This window comes from Streptomyces sp. NPDC005706, assembly GCF_040631045.1.
In the GTDB taxonomy this organism is placed as follows: Bacteria; Actinomycetota; Actinomycetes; order Streptomycetales; family Streptomycetaceae; genus Streptomyces.
Genome location: NZ_JBEXYS010000010.1, coordinates 196,847 through 212,002 on the forward strand (window position 1 = coordinate 196,847; position 15,156 = coordinate 212,002).

Sequence of the window (15,156 nt, forward strand, 5' to 3'; positions counted from 1 at the left end):
GTCGCCGGCTCCCGGACGTGCGCGCGGTCGGGCGGGCAGCGGCCCCGGTGACCGCGGGCCCGGGCCGGAGCCTGACGGACCCGCAGGCCCACGGCGGCCGGTGGCCGGCCCGCTCGACGGCCTCCGGGCCGCGGCACGGCAGGACGCACCGGATCCGGCCCGAATCACCGGAGAGCGAGGAGCCACCGCATGAAGGCCGCCGAGGTCATGACCGCTTCCCCGGGGTGCGTCGCCCCGCACCGTCGCGCCGGTGCCCGCCGGCCTCCGGTCCTGGACGCGGGCCGGACGGCGGGCGTGCCGACGATCTGCGACCTCTTCCCCCACGTCCTCCGGCGGTTCGCCGATCCGCTCGGTTCGCTCGCCTCGAGCGTCCCGCGGGAGCCGCCGGGACCTCATCCGGAGTCCGGGGCATGAGCACTCGTCCCGCCCGGCGGGAAACGGCCGTGGACCGCGCGGACGGACCGCGGACGGATGTCACGCCGACGGCTCGGGGGCCGGATCGACGGGACGCGTCCGCCTCGTCCGTCGCCATCCTGCGGGTCGCCGATGTCTTCGCCGCCACCGGTGGCTCACCACGCGGTCTCGCACCGGGCGAGGCGGCCGCGCGCCGGGACCGCTACGGTGCCAACGAACTTCCCCCGGTGAGCCGCGGCCACGTGCGGCGGCTGCTGGCCGCACAGTTCACCGACCTCTTCGCGGTGGTCCTGCTCGTCTCCTCGGCGATCACGTTCCTCGCGTACTGGCTGGGGCAGCCCGGGGATCCGGCCACTCTGCAACTGGCGCTGGCGATCCTCGGGGTGGTGCTGCTGAACGCCGGCATCGGCTTCGCGCAGGAGTACTCGGCCGAGCGGACGGCGGAGTCCCTGCAGGCGATGGTGCCGCACACCTGCCGGGTGCTGCGCGACGCGGTGCGACGCGAGCTTCCCGCGCGGGAGCTGGTCCCGGGCGACCTGGTGGTCCTGGAGGCCGGGGACGCGGTGCCGGCCGACTGCCGGCTGGTCGAGGCCCAGGAGGCCGCCGTCAACAACGCCGCGCTCACCGGCGAGAGCGATCCCGTGGCCCGCGTCGCGGAACCCGTGCCGCCGGGACCGCCGCTCCAGGCGCGCAACTGCCTGTTCATGGGCACCGACCTGGTCGCGGGCACGGGCAAGGCCGTCGTGTTCGCCACCGGAGCGGCCACCGAGTTCGGGCGGATCTTCCGGCTGGCCGCCACCGCGCCGAGGCAGCGGACCCCGCTGCAGCGCCAGGTCTCCGTCATGGCCCGCCGGGTCGCCGCGGTGGCACTCGCGACCGGCGCCCTCCTGTTCGCGGTGCGCATTCCCAGCGGGCAGCCGTTCGTCGACACGTTCGTCTTCTCCCTGGGCGTCATGGTGGCCCTCGTGCCCGAGGGGCTGCCGGCCACGCTCTCGGTGTCCCTGGCGATCGGCGTGCGCCGCATGGCCCGCCGACACGCGCTGGTCAAGCAGTTGCTCGCCGTGGAGGCGCTCGGCTCGACCAGTGTGATCTGCACCGACAAGACGGGCACCCTCACCCAGGCCGAGATGACCGTCGTACGGCTGTGGGCGGACGGTGTCCCGCACACCGTCACCGGAGTGGGGTACGCGCCCGTCGGTGAGGTCGCCGGCGCGGAGTCCGTCCTGGAGTTGCTGCGGGCGGGGGCCCTGTGCGGCAACGCCCGGCTGGTCCCGCCGGCCGGACGGGACACCTGGCGGGTGCTCGGGGACACCACCGAGGGCGCCTTGCTGGTGGCCGCCCGGAAGGCCGGCCTCGATCCGGAGGCCGAGGAGGCCCGGACACCACGGGTGGCCGAGCATCCCTTCGACTCCGTCCGCAAGCTGATGAGCACCGTGCACCGCGACAGCGACGGCGGCCTCTTCGCCTACGCCAAGGGCGCACCGCTGGAACTGCTCACCCGCTGCGACGCCGTCGAGCGGGGCGGCACGCGGACACCGCTGACGGACGCCGAGCGCGGCCGGGTGGCGGCGGCCGCGGACGACATGGCCGGACAGGGCCTGCGGGTGCTCGCGGTCGCCCGGCGGGAGATTCCCGGTCCGCGTCCACCACCGGAGGAGGCCGAGACGCGGCTGACCCTGCTCGGGCTCGCCGGGATGTACGACCCGCCCCGGCCGGAGGTGCGCGACGCGGTGGACGCCTGCCGGCACGCGAGGGTGCGGATCGTGATGGTCACCGGTGACCATCCGCTGACCGCTGAGGCCGTCGCCCGCCGTGTGGGCATCGTGCGCGGGCCGGACCCGACCGTGGTGACGGGCCCCCGGCTGGACGCGCTGGACGACACCGCCCTCGACGCCCTGCTGGCCGGCTCGGGGGAACTGCTGCTGTGCCGGGTCAGCCCCGAGCACAAGATGCGGGTGGTCACGGCGTTGCGGCGGCGTGGCGAGGTGGTCGCCGTCACGGGCGACGGCGCCAACGACGCCCCGGCCCTCAAGCACGCCGACATCGGTGTCGCCATGGGCGCCTCGGGCACCGACGTAGCCCGCGAGGCGGCCGTGATGGTGCTGCTCGACGACTCCTTCGCGTCCATCACGACCGCCGTCGGACTGGGGCGTTCGGTCTACCGGAACATCCGCAAGTTCCTGATCTACCTCTTCAGCCACAACATCGCCGAGCTCGCGCCGATCCTGGCGGCGACCTTCGCCGGGTTCCCGCTGGTGCCGATCACGGCCGTGCAGATCCTCGCCATCGACCTCGGCTCGGACGTGCTGCCCGCCCTGGCGCTCGGTGCGGAGCCGATGGAGCCCGACGTCATGAACAGTCCGCCGAGGCCGCGCCAGGAGCGGCTGTTCTCGACGGCCGTCATGGGCCGCATCCTCTTCCTCGGCGGCATCCAGGCCCTCGGTGTGTGCGCCGTCTTCTTCTGGCACGTCAACGCCTCCGGCATCCCGTACGCGGACTTCACCAGGAGCGATCCCGTCTACCGGGAGGCGATCACCATGGTCCAGGCGGGCATCGTCGTCAGCCAGTTCTTCAACGCGCTCGCCGTGCGCACCGACCGGGAGAGCGTCTTCCGGACCGGGCTGTCCGGCAATCCGTGGCTGCTGGCCGCCGGTTGCCTCGGCATCGGGCTGATGGCGGCCATCAGCTACGCGCCGCCGCTCCAGGCGGTCTTCCACACCGCGCCGCTGGCCGCCGCCGACTGGGCGGTCCTGGCCGCGTTCGGGGCGCTGCTCCTGGCCGCCGAGGAAGTCAGGAAGTGGGCGCTGCGGCGCCGGTCGCCGGGTGCGGAGGGAGGAACGCCATGAGAGTGATCATCGCGGGCTGTGGCCGGGTCGGGGCCGCGCTGGCCACGCGGCTGGCCGCCGAGGGCCACGACGTACGGATCGTCGACCTGCGGCCCGCGGCGCGCAAGAAGCTGTCACCGGGCTTCTCCGGCGGTTTCCACGTGGGCAACGGTTTCAGCCGCCCGGTGCTGGAGGCGGCCGGGATCGTCCACGCGGACGCCTTCGTCGCGGTCATGTCCGGGGACAACGGCAACATCGTCAGCGCGCGGACCGCGAAGGAGACGTACCGGGTGCCGATCGTCCTCGCCCGCATCCACGATCCGGGCCGCGCCGACCTCTACCGGGAACTGGGCATCCCGACGATCTCGAGCGTCCGCTGGGCGGTGAACCGCATCCACCGGATGCTGTTGCACCGCCACCTCACCCCGGACTTCTCCTTCGGCAACGGCGAGACGCTCCTCGTGCGCTCCCGGCTGCCGTCGTATCTCGCGGGACGGCAGGTCACGGAGTTCGACGTGGAGGGCGAGATCCGGGTCGTGGAGATCACCCGTGCCGGGCGGTCGATGCTGCCCGCCCACGGGGTGCTGGCCCATCCCGGTGACGTCGTGACCTTCGGCGTCGCCGCGACGGCGCTGGGCCGGCTGAGCGGCTTCCTCGACAAGGAGCTGGGAACGTGAGGGTCCTGATCGCGGGCGCGGGCCGGCTCGGCACGCAGATCGCCCAGGTGCTGTCCGCCGCCCGCAACGACGTGACCCTGGTCGAGTACGACGACGACCGGGTGGCCGAACTCGGCGGCCTGCGGCAGGTGCGCGTCGTGGCCGGGGACGCCTGCGAGCCGGGCGTGCTGGAGCACGCCGGTGCCCTGGCCTGCGACCTCGTCGTCGCCGCCACCGGCCGGGACGAGGACAACCTCGTCATCGGTCTGCTGGCCAAGCGGCAGTTCGGGGTGGGACGGGTGGCGGCGCGGGTCAACGAGGAGGAGAACGCCTGGCTCTTCGACCAGCGGTGGGGCGTCGACGTGGCCGTCCCCTCGGCCACTCCGCTGATCTCCCTCATCGAGGAGGCCACCGGCGCCACGGACACGGTGGCCCTGCTGCGGCTGAGCAAGGCGGGCGTCGAGGTGATCGAGACCGCGATCACCGAGGAGTCCCGGGCCGCGGGGCACACGCTCGGCGAGATCGCGCTGCCGGCCGGCACGGTGGTCGCCACCGTGGTGCGCGACGGACGGCCCACGGTGCCCCGGCCCGAGGAGCGTCTGCTCCCCGGCGACGAACTGCTGCTCGTGTCGCACGAGGCGACCGAGCAGGAGATCCACGCGGCCTTCCAGTGAACCCCGGCCCGGTTCAGTCGCCCTCCCACGTCCGCCGTACGGAGGCGGCGACCCGGTCGACCAGCTCGGGGAGCGCGGACCGTACCGCGTCGCCGAGGCCCGCTCCGAGTGCGACGTCCGCCACTTCCACGGCGTGCACCACGACCTTCGGTGGCAGCCGGCCGAGGGTCTCCGCCAGGGCGAGGCACTCGCCGAGGCCGAGCGCGTGGGTGCTGGCCGTACCCGTCGTCCGGCCGGCCGCTTCCGCCCCCGTGAACGTGTGCAGGGCCCCCGGGCGGCACGGCCGCGCGCGGAGCGCCTCCACCACGACGACCGCGTCCGCGCCGTGCCACAGGTCGAGCATGCGCGCCGGTTCGCCGTCGCTGACCGCCAGGACGGTGCCGTCGGGGACCCGGCCCCGCAGGGCCTCCACCGCCGCCGGACCGACGCCGTCGTCACCGCGCAGGGGGTTGCCCACGCCGATCACCACGACCCGGCCGGTCATGTGCGCCGGACCGTCACGTCGAGGAAGTGGGTCGCGCAGGAGATGCACGGATCGTGGTTGCGGACGGCCCGTTCGCACAGGTGGGTCAGTTCCTCGTCACCGGCGGCGGGCCCCGCCGCGCGCAGCCGCGCCTGCGCCGCTCTGCGCACGTCCTCCTCGATGGCCGCCTGGTTCTGGGCCGTCGGCGGGACGATACGGGCCCCGGTGAGCGTGCCGTCCTCCGTGAGGGTGTACCGGTGATAGAGCAGCCCGCGGGGAGCCTCGGTGGCGCCGGCGCCGGTCCCCCGGCGTGGCGGGACCTCGACGGCCGGCCGGGCGGGCCGCTCGTATCCGTCGATGATCCGCAGGGCCTCCTCGACGGCCTGGACCACTTCCACCGCGCGTACGACGATGCCGCGGTAGGGGTTGCCGCAGACCGCGCCGGTCAGCGGGTCTCCCAGACCGGCGTCCCGCGCGGCCTCGGCGGCCACCGGATGCAGCCACCGGCCGCTGATCGCCCAGCGGGCCAGCGGGCCGGTGAGGTGGCGGCGGCCGTCGAGGGTGGCCGTCAGGGCCGTGGAGTAGGGCACCTGCTCCTCCAGCACGCGCTGTTCGAAGTCGGGCAGCGGGAACTCGAGCGGTTCCGGGCCTTCGGCCCCCGCTGCCATGACCGCCGGTGCTCCGGAGTCGATGGCGTAGCGGCCGGGGTCGCGCAGGGCGAGGAGGTCGTGCTCGCAGACGGCGTCGGGGAAGTCGAACGCCCCGACCCAGCGGACCGTCTCCAGCGCGTCCTCACGGGCCCGCCGCAGCCGCTCGGCCAGCGGGCGGAGTTCCTCCGGTGCCGGCGTCCGGTAGAAGCCGCCGACGCGGACGTTGACCGGGTGGACGGGGCGGCCGCCGAGCTGTTCGAGGATCGCGTTGCCGGTCTGCTTGATTCTCAGCCCGCGCTCCACGGCGGCCCGATCGCGGCGGGCCAGCTCCACGACGTCCGCGCAGCCGAGGAAGTCCGGGGCGTGCAGCAGGTGGATGTGCAGGGCGTGGCTCTCGATCCACTCGCCGCAGTACAGCAGGCGGCGCAGTTCCGCGAGGGGGCCGTCCACCGTGACCGCGCAGGCGTCCTCGACCGCCCGGCAGGCGCTCATCTGGTAGGCGACCGGGCAGATGCCGCAGATGCGGGCGGTGATGTCGGGGGGTTCGGTGTGGCCCCGGCCGGTCAGCAGGGCCTCGAAGAAGCGCGGGGGTTCGTAGATGCGCAGTCGCGTCTCGGTGACCGTGTCCCCGTCGACACGCAGGTGGAGGGCGGCCTCGCCCTCCACCCTGGCCAGCGCGTCCAGTCGCAGGTCGCGGGTTCCGCGCTCGTTCATGCGGGCCTTTCCGGGCCGGTGCGGTCAGGCGGTGGGGTTCTGCCGCTCCTCGGCCGCGAGGTCGGGTACGGGGGCATGTTCCGGCGACGCGGCGTTGAAGGTCCGGAAGACACGCTGGATGTCCCGCTCGCTCATCCCGTCGTGGCGCAACTCGGCGACCATGGAGCGCAGGTTGGGTTCGGCCGACGGTCCGAAGCAGCCGTAGCACCCGCGTCCGTAGGCGGGGCAGATGGCCCCGCACCCGGCGTGCGTGACCGGGCCCAGGCAGGGGGTGCCGTGGGCGACGGTGACGCAGGTGGTGCCGCGTCTCTTGCACTCGAAGCAGACGCTGTGGCTGGAGATCAGGGGCTTGCGTCCGGCCAGGTACGCGGTGACGACCTCGAGGAGCTGGCGGCGGTCGATGGGGCAGCCGCGCAGTTCGAGGTCGACCGGGACGTGGGCCGAGATCGCCGTGGAGGTCTCCAGCGTCTCGATGTACTCCGGCCGGGCGTAGACCGTGGCGAGGAAGTCGCCGACGTGCGCGAAGTTGCGCAGTGCCTGGATGCCGCCCGCGGTGGCGCAGGCCCCGATGGTCACCAGGTACCGGGAGATACGGCGGACGTGCCGGATCCGCTCGGCGTCCTCGGCGGTGGTGATCGACCCCTCGACCAGGGAGAGGTCGTAGGGCCCGCGGCCGTCGAGCCGTGCGCGCCCGGGGCCGCCGGCCTCGACGGGGGTCATCTCGAGGAAGTGGTCGACGCGTACGCGCTCGGTGAGGCCGAGGAGTTCGTCCTCGCAGTCGAGCAGGGTCAGCTGGCAGCCGTCGCAGGAGGCGAACTTCCACACCGCGAGCGTCGGCCGTCGGCCCGTTGCCGGTCCGGGTCCGGGTCCGGGTCCGGGTCCGGTGGCCATGTCACAACTCCCTTACGAGGAGCAGCTGTGCCACGCGGTCGTACCCGACGACCGGCCCGTCGCGGCACAGCAGGAGCGGGCCGAGCTGGCAGTGGCCGCAATGGCCGGTGGCGCAGCGCATGTTCCGTTCCAGGGACACCTGGACGCGGTGCGGGACCAGTCCCCGGGTCACGAGGTCGCGTGCGGTGTGCCGCATCATCGCCTCGGGTCCGCACACCAGCGCACAGGCCCGTTCGGGGCGCAGGTCCAGACGGTCGAGGAGGGTGGTGACGACGCCGACCGCGCCCTGCGGGCCCGGGCCGGGCCGGTCCACCGTCACCTCCACCCGGGCCTGGTCGCGCCAGCTCTCGATCTCGTCGCGGTAGGCCAGGTCGGCGGGGGTGCGGGCGCCCACCAGGACCGTGAGCCGCCCGTACCCGTCCGGACGGTCCAGGACCGCGTGCACGACCGGCCGCAACGGGGCCAGTCCGATGCCGCCGGCGACGACCAGCACATCGTGGCCTTCGGCCGCGCCGAGGTTCCAGCCGGTGCCGTACGGGCCGCTGAGACCGACGGTGTCACCGGGGCGCAGCCGGCACAGGGCGGCCGAGACCGCGCCCACCGCTCGCACGGTGTGCACGAGACCTCCGTCGCGCCCCCGCAGGGCGCTGACCGAGACGGGTATCTCGCCGACTCCGAACGCGTAGATCATCGCGAACTGGCCCGGTGCGAACGGGGCGAGCGCCTCTCCGGCCGGGACCAGCTCGACGGACCGGGTGTCGGCGGTCTCGGTCCACGCCCCGGCGACGCGGTACGGCAGCGGGGGCGTCACGGTGGTCACGGCGCGGTCTCCGGCGCGGGCGCTGCCCCGGACCGGGTCCAGTCGTGCAGGGCGGCGGCCTCCTCGGTGATGTCGATGCCGACCGGGCACCACACCATGCAGCGGCCGCAGCCGACACAGCCGGACGAGCCGAACTGGTCGTACCAGGTGCCGAGTTTGTGGGTCATCCACTGCCGGTAGCGGCTGCGCGCGGTGGCGCGGACCGGGCCGCCGTGCAGTTGGGAGAAGTCCAGGTCGAAGCAGGAGTCCCAGAGCCGCCACCGCTCCGCGTGGTCACCGGTGAGGTCGGTGACGTCCTCGGTGGTGGTGCAGAAGCAGGTGGGACAGACCATGGTGCAGTTGCCGCAGGTCAGGCAGCGCCCGGCGACGTCGTCCCAGCGGGGCGCCTCGAGCGTTCCGGCCATCAGCTCGCGCAGGTCCGCCTCGGGCATGGTCCGTCCCATGCGGTCGGCGGCGGCCAGGACGTCCGCCCGCGCCGTCGCCCGGGTCTCCGGGTCGGCGGGGCGGGTGGGCAGCTCGGCCAGGATCTCCTCGCCTTCCCGGCTGCCGCCACGGATCCAGAAGCGGTGCCCGTCCGCGTCGGCCAGCTCGGTCATCGCCAGGTCGTAGCCGGGACCGGCGGCGGGTCCGCCGCCCATCGAGACGCAGAAGCAGGTGGCGCCGGGCTCGGTGCACTCGACCGCGATCAGCAGGGCGCCCGAGCGCCGCTCCTCGTAGCCGGGATCGCGGTACGCCCCACCGGTCAGTACCCGGTCCTGGACGGCGATGGCCCGCAGATCGCAGGGGCGTACGCCCAGGAAGGCGTAGCGCGGCGGTGCGGTCCGGTCGGCCGTGAGCACCAGTTCCCCGTCCGCCCGGTCGGCGCTCCACTGCCGTACCCGGGCCGGATGCAGGAAGGACTTCCATGACTGGGGGCCCGCCGCGTGTCCGAAGGCGGCGCCGTCCGGCCGCTGCCGCAGCCGGTACCGCCCGGCTTCCAGCTCCACCCCCCATCCGTACGGCAGTTCGTCGGCCGACCGGAGCTCCGCCAGTTCGATGGCGCCGTCCCGGACGGTCGGGCCGATCACGGTGAAACCGCGCCGGATCAGCACATCCACGAGGACGGCCACACCGTCCTTGCCCATCACGTGCCCGTCGGCAGGGGCCGGGGCGGGGTTCCCCTGGGTGCCGGCTGTCATGACCGACCTCCTTCGGCAGCGGACGGCACTTGGGCCCTGCCGTCCCCTCAGGCCACGATCTCAGCTTTTCCGGCATGCCGCCGCGCCGCCAGAGCCAGGTGGGCACGTGCGCGGGGGCCGTTGGACCCCCGTGGCGGCCGACGGCGCCCGGGTGCCGCACGCGGTTGCGTCGGCCGCCGCCGAAGCGCCGGCCGGGCACCGCGGACTCGCGCCGTACGGCCCTGTACGGGGGCCCTTCGACCCTGTGCGGACGGCGCGGTCCGGGCGGATGGTCGAAACAGGCCCGAAGGAAGGAGCGGCCGGCATGCCATGGGAGACCGTCCACAAGGCCGCACCGAAGCGCACCGCCCCCAATCTGCGCGACTACGACAAGGAGCGCGCGGGTTTCTCGTGGCGCGCGGCTCGGGGCACGCTGCAGGGGCTGCCCGGTGAGCGGGGGCTGAACATCGCGCACGAGGCCGTGGACCGGCACGCGGCATCGGGCCGGGCCACGGCGGACGCGCTGCGCTGCGTCGGCCGGGACGGCTCCGTCACGTCCGTGACGTATGGCGAGCTGGCCCGGTCGACCTCACGCTTCGCGAATGTGCTCCGGGCCCTCGGCATCGGGCGCGGCGACCGGGTGGTGACGCTGCTGGGGCGGTGCCCCGAGCTGTACACCGTGGTGCTCGGCACGCTGAAGAACACCAGTGTCCTGTGCCCGCTGTTCTCCGCCTTCGGACCGGAACCGGTGTTCCAGCGGATGACGCTGAGCGACGCGCAGGTGCTGGTCACCACGGCGGACCTGTACCGCAGGAAGGTCGCCGGGCGACGCCACGACCTCTCCGTCCTGCGGCATGTGCTGATCGTCGGCGACGGGGCCGAGGACCTGCCCGGCACCCTCTCGTTCGCCGCGCTGACGACCGACGCGGCCGACACCTTCACCATCCCGCCGACCTCCCCGCACGACATGGCCCTGCTGCACTTCACGAGCGGCACGACGGGCATCCCCAAGGGCGCCGTGCATGTGCACGAGGCGGCCGTCGCCCACTACACGTCCGCGCTGTACGCCCTCGACCTGCACGAGGACGACGTCTACTGGTGCACCGCGGACCCCGGCTGGGTGACCGGGATGTCGTACGGGATCACCGCCCCGCTCATGCACGGTGTGACGGTCGTGGTCGACGAGGGCGACTACGACGCCCGCCGCTGGTACCGGATCCTCGCCGAACAGCGGGTGAGCGTCTGGTACACGGCGCCGACGGCTCTGCGCATGCTGATGCGGACGACGCCGAGGACGGGTCCGTTCGACCTGCCCCGCTCCTACGACCTGAGCGCGCTGCGGTTCATCGCGTCGGTGGGTGAGCCGCTCAACCCGGAGGCCGTGGTGTGGGGGCGGGACGTGCTCGGGCTGCCGGTGCACGACAACTGGTGGCAGACCGAGACCGGCGCCATCATGATCGCCAACTTCGCCGCCTGCGACATCCGCCCCGGCTCGATGGGGCGCCCGCTGCCCGGAGTGGAGGCGGCGGTGCTGCGGCGCGGCGAGGACGGCCGGGCGGAGGTCGCCGGCGGGCACGTCACCGTGCTGGAGGAGCCGGGCGTCGAGGGCGAGCTGGCCCTGCGGCCCGGCTGGCCGTCCATGTTCCGCGGCTACCTCCACGACGAGCCGCGCACCGCGGCGGCGTTCGCGGACGGCTGGTACCTGACGGGCGACCTGGTGCGGCGCGACGCGGACGGCTGGTACTGGTTCGTCGGGCGCGCCGACGACGTCATCAAGTCGGCGGGCCACCTCATCGGACCGTTCGAGGTGGAGAGCGCGCTGATGGAGCATCCGGCGGTCGCCGAGTCCGGGGTCATCGGCCGCCCCGACCCCGTGGCGGGGAACATCGTCAAGGCGTTCGTCACGCTGCGGCCGGGCTTCGACGCGACCACCGCGATGCGGCGGGACCTGCTGGCCTTCGCCCGGCGCAGGCTGGGGCCGGCGGTGGCGCCCCGCGAGATCGACTTCGACCAGCGGCTGCCGCACACCCGCAGCGGCAAGGTCATGCGCCGCCTGCTGCGGGCACGGGAACTCGGCCTGCCCGAGGGCGACATCTCCACGCTCGAGGACTCCGCCCCCGAGGCGCCGTCCGTCACGGCGAGGACGGAGCGGTCCGCATGACCACCACGCGATCCCGGCGCACACCGCGGCCCGCCGCCCGGGCCGCCGGTCCGGCTGGCGCTGCTGGAGTCGATGCTGCGGGTCCGCCGGTTCGAGGAGCGCTGCGTGGAGCTGTACAGCGTGGCGCGCATCCGGGGCTTCATGCATCTCTACATCGGTGAGGAGGCCGTGGCCGTCGGCGTCAACGAGGCGCTCACGGAGGACGACGCGGTCGTGTCGACCTACCGCGAACACGGGCACGCGCTGGCCCGGGGGGTCCCGGCCGAGGCGATCATGGCGGAGATGTTCGGCAAGGTCACCGGATGCAGCCGGGGCCGCGGCGGCTCGATGCACCTCTTCGACACCGGCCGGCGCTTCTACGGCGGCAACGCGATCGTCGGCGGCGGGCTCCCGCTCGCGGCCGGCCTCGCCCTGGCCGACCGGATGACCGGCCGCGACCGGGTCACCTGCTGCTTCTTCGGTGACGGCGCCTTCGCGGAGGGCGGGTTCCACGAGACCGCCAACCTCGCCGCGCTGTGGCGCCTGCCGCTGCTGCTGGTCTGCGAGAACAACCTGTACGCGATGGGCACGGCCCTGGCCCGCCACCAGGCACGCCGACTTCGGACGGCTCGAACCGGAGGACCGGTTCCGCGACGTGCTCGAACTCGATTCGCTCGATTTCCTCACCCTCGTGGAGCTGCTGTCCGAGCGGACGGGAGTCCGTATCGACGAGGACGACTACCCCGAACTGGACACGCTGTCCGGCGCGGTGGCGTTCCTGGTCGGCAGGACCGCCGGCCGGACCTGACCGCGCCCGGGTGGGCGGGGTGCCGAAGCGCGCGTTGTCAGTGCGGTGCGCTTCACTGTCCGGCATGCAGCTCACCCAAGGGGCCCTCAACGATCTGCTCGCCGAACTCGGGCCGGAAGCCGGCCACATGTACCTGCCCGGCGATCTGGACGTGCAGGCACTGACCGACCTGCTCGGCGACAGGTACGGCACCCCGCGCACCCTCGTCCTCGACGGCTTCACCGATCCGACGGTCGACGAGTCCAGGGGCGCGGCCCTCCTCGTCCCCTTCCAGGACCGGGCCGTGACCATACGGGCCTGGGCGTACGGGGACCAGTGGGTCGCCACCGGTACGGCCCTGGACGCCGAGGGGGCCGAGCGGCCGGTGCTGGCGGTCGCTCAACGGGAGGTGCCGCAGCCGCTCGCGGTCTTTCCCGACGAGGACGACGAGAACGTCGACTGGCTGGAGCGCCTCAAGGAGATCACCGGCTGGAACCAGCCCGACGAGCGGCCGGACGTGGACTGGGCGGAACTGGAATCGCGTCTGGGCACCACGCTGCCGGCCGACTACAAGCGCATGGTCGAGACGTTCGGCGAAGGCGCCTTCGACGGATATCTGGACCTGAACCAGGAGCCGTGGACGAGCCTCCGGGCGGACGGTCTGCTCATCTGGGCGGGCACCGAGGCCGAGGACCTGTACTGCTGGCGGACCGACGGCGACGACCCCGACCGGTGGCCGGTCGTGGTCCGGTCCTTCGACAACACGAGGGACCTCGCCTTCGGCCACGGCACCGCGCGGTTCGTCTGCCACGCCCTCGTGGACCCGCTCCATCCCTACACGCTGGCCCGCTACTTCGACACCCACTGGTTCATGAACTACCGCGTGTCATGACCTGGATACGTGCACACGGCCGGTAGTTCACCCGCGCTTCGCCGGCGCCTGGTGATCTGGTCCCCGTCGGACCGTTTCCGATCACCTGACGCCTCAAGGAGCCATTCCATGCACAGAGCCACCCGCCGTCGCCTCACGGTCGCGACCGCGCTGGTCACCGCCACCACCGCCGCCGTGGCCATCACCAGCGCCGCCGGCGCCTCCGGCGGCAAGGAGCAGGCGCGGAACGCGATCCAGGGCGGGAAGGCGAAGAACGTCATCCTGCTGATCGGCGACGGCATGGGCGACTCGGAGATCACCCTCGCCCGTGACTACACCGTGGGCGCCAACGGGCGCCTGAACATGGACAGGTTCCCGCTCACCGGCGCCTACACCACCTACGCCGTGCACGCCGACGGCACCCCGGACTACGTCACCGACTCCGCCGCCAGCGGCACCGGCTGGGCCACCGGTGTGAAGACGGTGAACGGCCGTATCTCCAAGACCCCCGGCACGGACAAGCCGGTGAAGACCCTGCTGGAGCTGGCGCAGAAGAACGGTTACGCCACCGGCGACGTCACCACCGCCGAACTCACCGACGCCACCCCGGCCGTGCTCGCCTCCCACGCCACCGACCGCTCCTGCCAGGGACCGGCCGACATGGCCAAGTGCCCTGCCGACACGATCGCCGCGGGCGGTCCGGGCTCGATCGCCGAGCAGGAGGTCAACCACAAGGTCGACGTCCTCTTCGGCGGTGGCAGGCAGCGCTTCGACCAGGCCGTCACCGACGGCAGGTACAAGGGCCTGACGGTCACCCAGCAGGCGCGGAAGCTGGGCTACCAGGTCGTCACGGACAACGCGTCCATGAAGGCGGCCAAGTCGGGCAAGCCGGTCCTCGGCCTCTTCGCCCCGGGCAACGTGGCCACCGAGTGGACCGGCAAGGCGGCGGCGGTCGGCGGCACGGACCCGCAGCGGTGCGTCACCTCCAACCCGAACCGTCCGGCCACCACCCCCAGCCTCGCCGGCTCCGCCACGAAGGCGATCGAGCTGCTGGAGGCCAAGCAGCGGGCCAAGCACTCCGAGCAGGGCTTCTTCCTGCAGATCGAGGGCGCCTCGATCGACAAGCAGGACCACGCCGCCGACCCGTGCGGCCAGATCGGTGAGACCGCGGCGTTCGACCGCGCGGTGAAGGTGGCCCGCGCCTACGCGGCCAAGCACCCCGACACCCTGGTCGTCACCACCGCCGACCACGGCCACACCAGCCAGATCGTGCCGCTGGAGGCCACCCCGCCCGGCCTGTCCTCCACCCTGGTCACCGACGAGGGCCAGCAGCTCAAGGTCAACTACTCGACCAACACCCCCGGCCAGTCCCAGGAGCACACCGGCACCGAGGTCCGGATCGCCGCCCAGGGCCCGCTGGCCTACCGGGTCCTCGGCGTCACCAACCAGACGGACCTGTTCACCACGGTCCGCGAGGCGCTGCGCCTGCGCTGAGCCCGCGCGGCCGCGGCGGAGCGCGACAACTCCCCCGCGGCGACGCCCGTATGAGGGCGTGCCGTCCGGCCGACGGCACGCCCCCCCTGGCGTCCCGGGGCCATGCACGGCGAACGGAGCCCCGGCATGCAAACATTTGATCTATCCATAGGAAAGTCATTAAGGTCAGGCTCCAGCCCCCCGCTCAGGCGATCACTCAAGCGGAGTGACGGCGCAGGGGCCCGCCCACCGACGTGCCCGGCAGGCGGCCGAAGGAGCAAGGAGACCGTCCCTAGTGGCGTCCCACCGTCGACCCAAGCAGCCCAGCCGCACGCGTGTCACCGTGCTGACCACCGCGGCGGCCGCCGCCGTCGCGCTGAGCGCGAACGCCGCCAACGCCGCCCCGAGCGAGAAGCTCGGCAAGGACGAGGTCAAGGCGAGGGTCGACAAGCTCTACGAGCAGGCGGAGCAGGCCACCGAGAAGTACAACGGGGCCAAGGAGAAGCAGCAGAAGCTGCAGAAGGAGATCTCCACCATCCAGGACAACGTGGCCCGGGGCCAGGAGGAGCTCAACAAGCTCCGCGACGGCCTGGGTTCGCTGGCCACCGCGCAGTACCGCTC

General features: G+C 73.3%; 13 protein-coding genes and 2 pseudogenes. 10 read left to right on the top strand and 5 right to left on the bottom strand.

Features of this window, described 5'->3' with window-relative positions:
* The first annotated feature begins 189 nt into the window (after positions 1–189).
* The 4 genes from ABZ478_RS19160 to ABZ478_RS19175 are packed head-to-tail and all read left to right on the top strand — an operon-like array spanning position 190 to position 4,569.
* On the top strand, positions 190–414 hold the full coding sequence (locus tag ABZ478_RS19160; RefSeq protein WP_359550835.1) for a hypothetical protein: 225 nt from the start codon (positions 190–192) through the stop codon (positions 412–414).
* Positions 411–3,260, top strand: a complete 2,850-nt coding sequence (locus tag ABZ478_RS19165; protein WP_359550837.1) for a cation-transporting P-type ATPase — start codon at positions 411–413, stop codon at positions 3,258–3,260. Before ABZ478_RS19160 ends, ABZ478_RS19165 begins: the two co-directional genes overlap by 4 nt.
* Positions 3,257–3,916, top strand: a complete 660-nt coding sequence (locus ABZ478_RS19170) for a TrkA family potassium uptake protein (protein ID WP_359550840.1) — start codon at positions 3,257–3,259, stop codon at positions 3,914–3,916. Before ABZ478_RS19165 ends, ABZ478_RS19170 begins: the two co-directional genes overlap by 4 nt.
* Complete coding sequence (locus ABZ478_RS19175) at positions 3,913–4,569, top strand: TrkA family potassium uptake protein (RefSeq protein ID WP_359550842.1); 657 nt, start codon at positions 3,913–3,915, stop codon at positions 4,567–4,569. The genes ABZ478_RS19170 and ABZ478_RS19175 overlap by 4 nt, the downstream gene beginning before the upstream one ends.
* A gap of 13 nt (positions 4,570–4,582) precedes the next feature.
* Here the strand turns inward: ABZ478_RS19175 and ABZ478_RS19180 are convergent, their stop codons facing one another.
* The 5 genes from ABZ478_RS19180 to ABZ478_RS19200 are packed head-to-tail and all read right to left on the bottom strand — an operon-like array spanning position 4,583 to position 9,285.
* The gene (locus tag ABZ478_RS19180; protein WP_359550844.1) at positions 4,583–5,053 is read right to left on the bottom strand and encodes a hydrogenase maturation protease; all 471 of its coding nucleotides are present in this window, start codon (positions 5,051–5,053) and stop codon (positions 4,583–4,585) included.
* A complete protein-coding gene (locus tag ABZ478_RS19185; RefSeq protein ID WP_359550846.1) occupies positions 5,050–6,396 on the bottom strand; it encodes a nickel-dependent hydrogenase large subunit in 1,347 nt (448 codons plus the stop codon). The genes ABZ478_RS19180 and ABZ478_RS19185 overlap by 4 nt, the downstream gene beginning before the upstream one ends.
* 24 nt (positions 6,397–6,420) lie before the next feature.
* The gene (locus ABZ478_RS19190; RefSeq protein WP_359550848.1) at positions 6,421–7,287 is read right to left on the bottom strand and encodes an oxidoreductase; all 867 of its coding nucleotides are present in this window, start codon (positions 7,285–7,287) and stop codon (positions 6,421–6,423) included.
* A 1-nt stretch (position 7,288) separates the two neighbouring features.
* Complete coding sequence (locus ABZ478_RS19195) at positions 7,289–8,107, bottom strand: FAD/NAD(P)-binding protein (RefSeq protein WP_359550850.1); 819 nt, start codon at positions 8,105–8,107, stop codon at positions 7,289–7,291.
* Positions 8,104–9,285 carry a 4Fe-4S dicluster domain-containing protein gene (locus ABZ478_RS19200; protein WP_359550852.1) on the bottom strand — a complete coding sequence of 394 codons (1,182 nt, stop codon included), beginning with the start codon at positions 9,283–9,285 and terminating at the stop codon, positions 8,104–8,106. The genes ABZ478_RS19195 and ABZ478_RS19200 overlap by 4 nt, the downstream gene beginning before the upstream one ends.
* A 304-nt stretch (positions 9,286–9,589) precedes the next feature.
* Between ABZ478_RS19200 and acsA the strand changes: the two genes are divergently transcribed.
* From acsA to ABZ478_RS19230, 6 genes and pseudogenes are all read left to right on the top strand, one after another.
* Complete coding sequence (gene acsA, locus ABZ478_RS19205; RefSeq protein WP_359550854.1) at positions 9,590–11,425, top strand: acetate--CoA ligase; 1,836 nt, start codon at positions 9,590–9,592, stop codon at positions 11,423–11,425.
* A 72-nt stretch (positions 11,426–11,497) separates the two neighbouring features.
* Positions 11,498–11,956, top strand: a pseudogene (locus ABZ478_RS19210) (thiamine pyrophosphate-dependent enzyme); the annotation flags it as partial.
* Positions 11,886–12,212 (top strand): acyl carrier protein, encoded by a 327-nt coding sequence (locus tag ABZ478_RS19215; RefSeq protein ID WP_359550856.1) that lies wholly within the window; start codon positions 11,886–11,888, stop codon positions 12,210–12,212. The pseudogene ABZ478_RS19210 and the gene ABZ478_RS19215, both read left to right, overlap by 71 nt.
* A 64-nt stretch (positions 12,213–12,276) precedes the next feature.
* Positions 12,277–13,083, top strand: a complete 807-nt coding sequence (locus ABZ478_RS19220; protein ID WP_359550859.1) for an SMI1/KNR4 family protein — start codon at positions 12,277–12,279, stop codon at positions 13,081–13,083.
* A 108-nt stretch (positions 13,084–13,191) separates the two neighbouring features.
* Positions 13,192–14,556: an alkaline phosphatase gene (locus tag ABZ478_RS19225; RefSeq protein WP_359550860.1), complete on the top strand. Its 1,365-nt coding sequence runs from the start codon at positions 13,192–13,194 to the stop codon at positions 14,554–14,556.
* Between the two features lie 274 nt (positions 14,557–14,830).
* A pseudogene (locus ABZ478_RS19230) lies at positions 14,831–15,156 on the top strand (hypothetical protein); the annotation flags it as partial.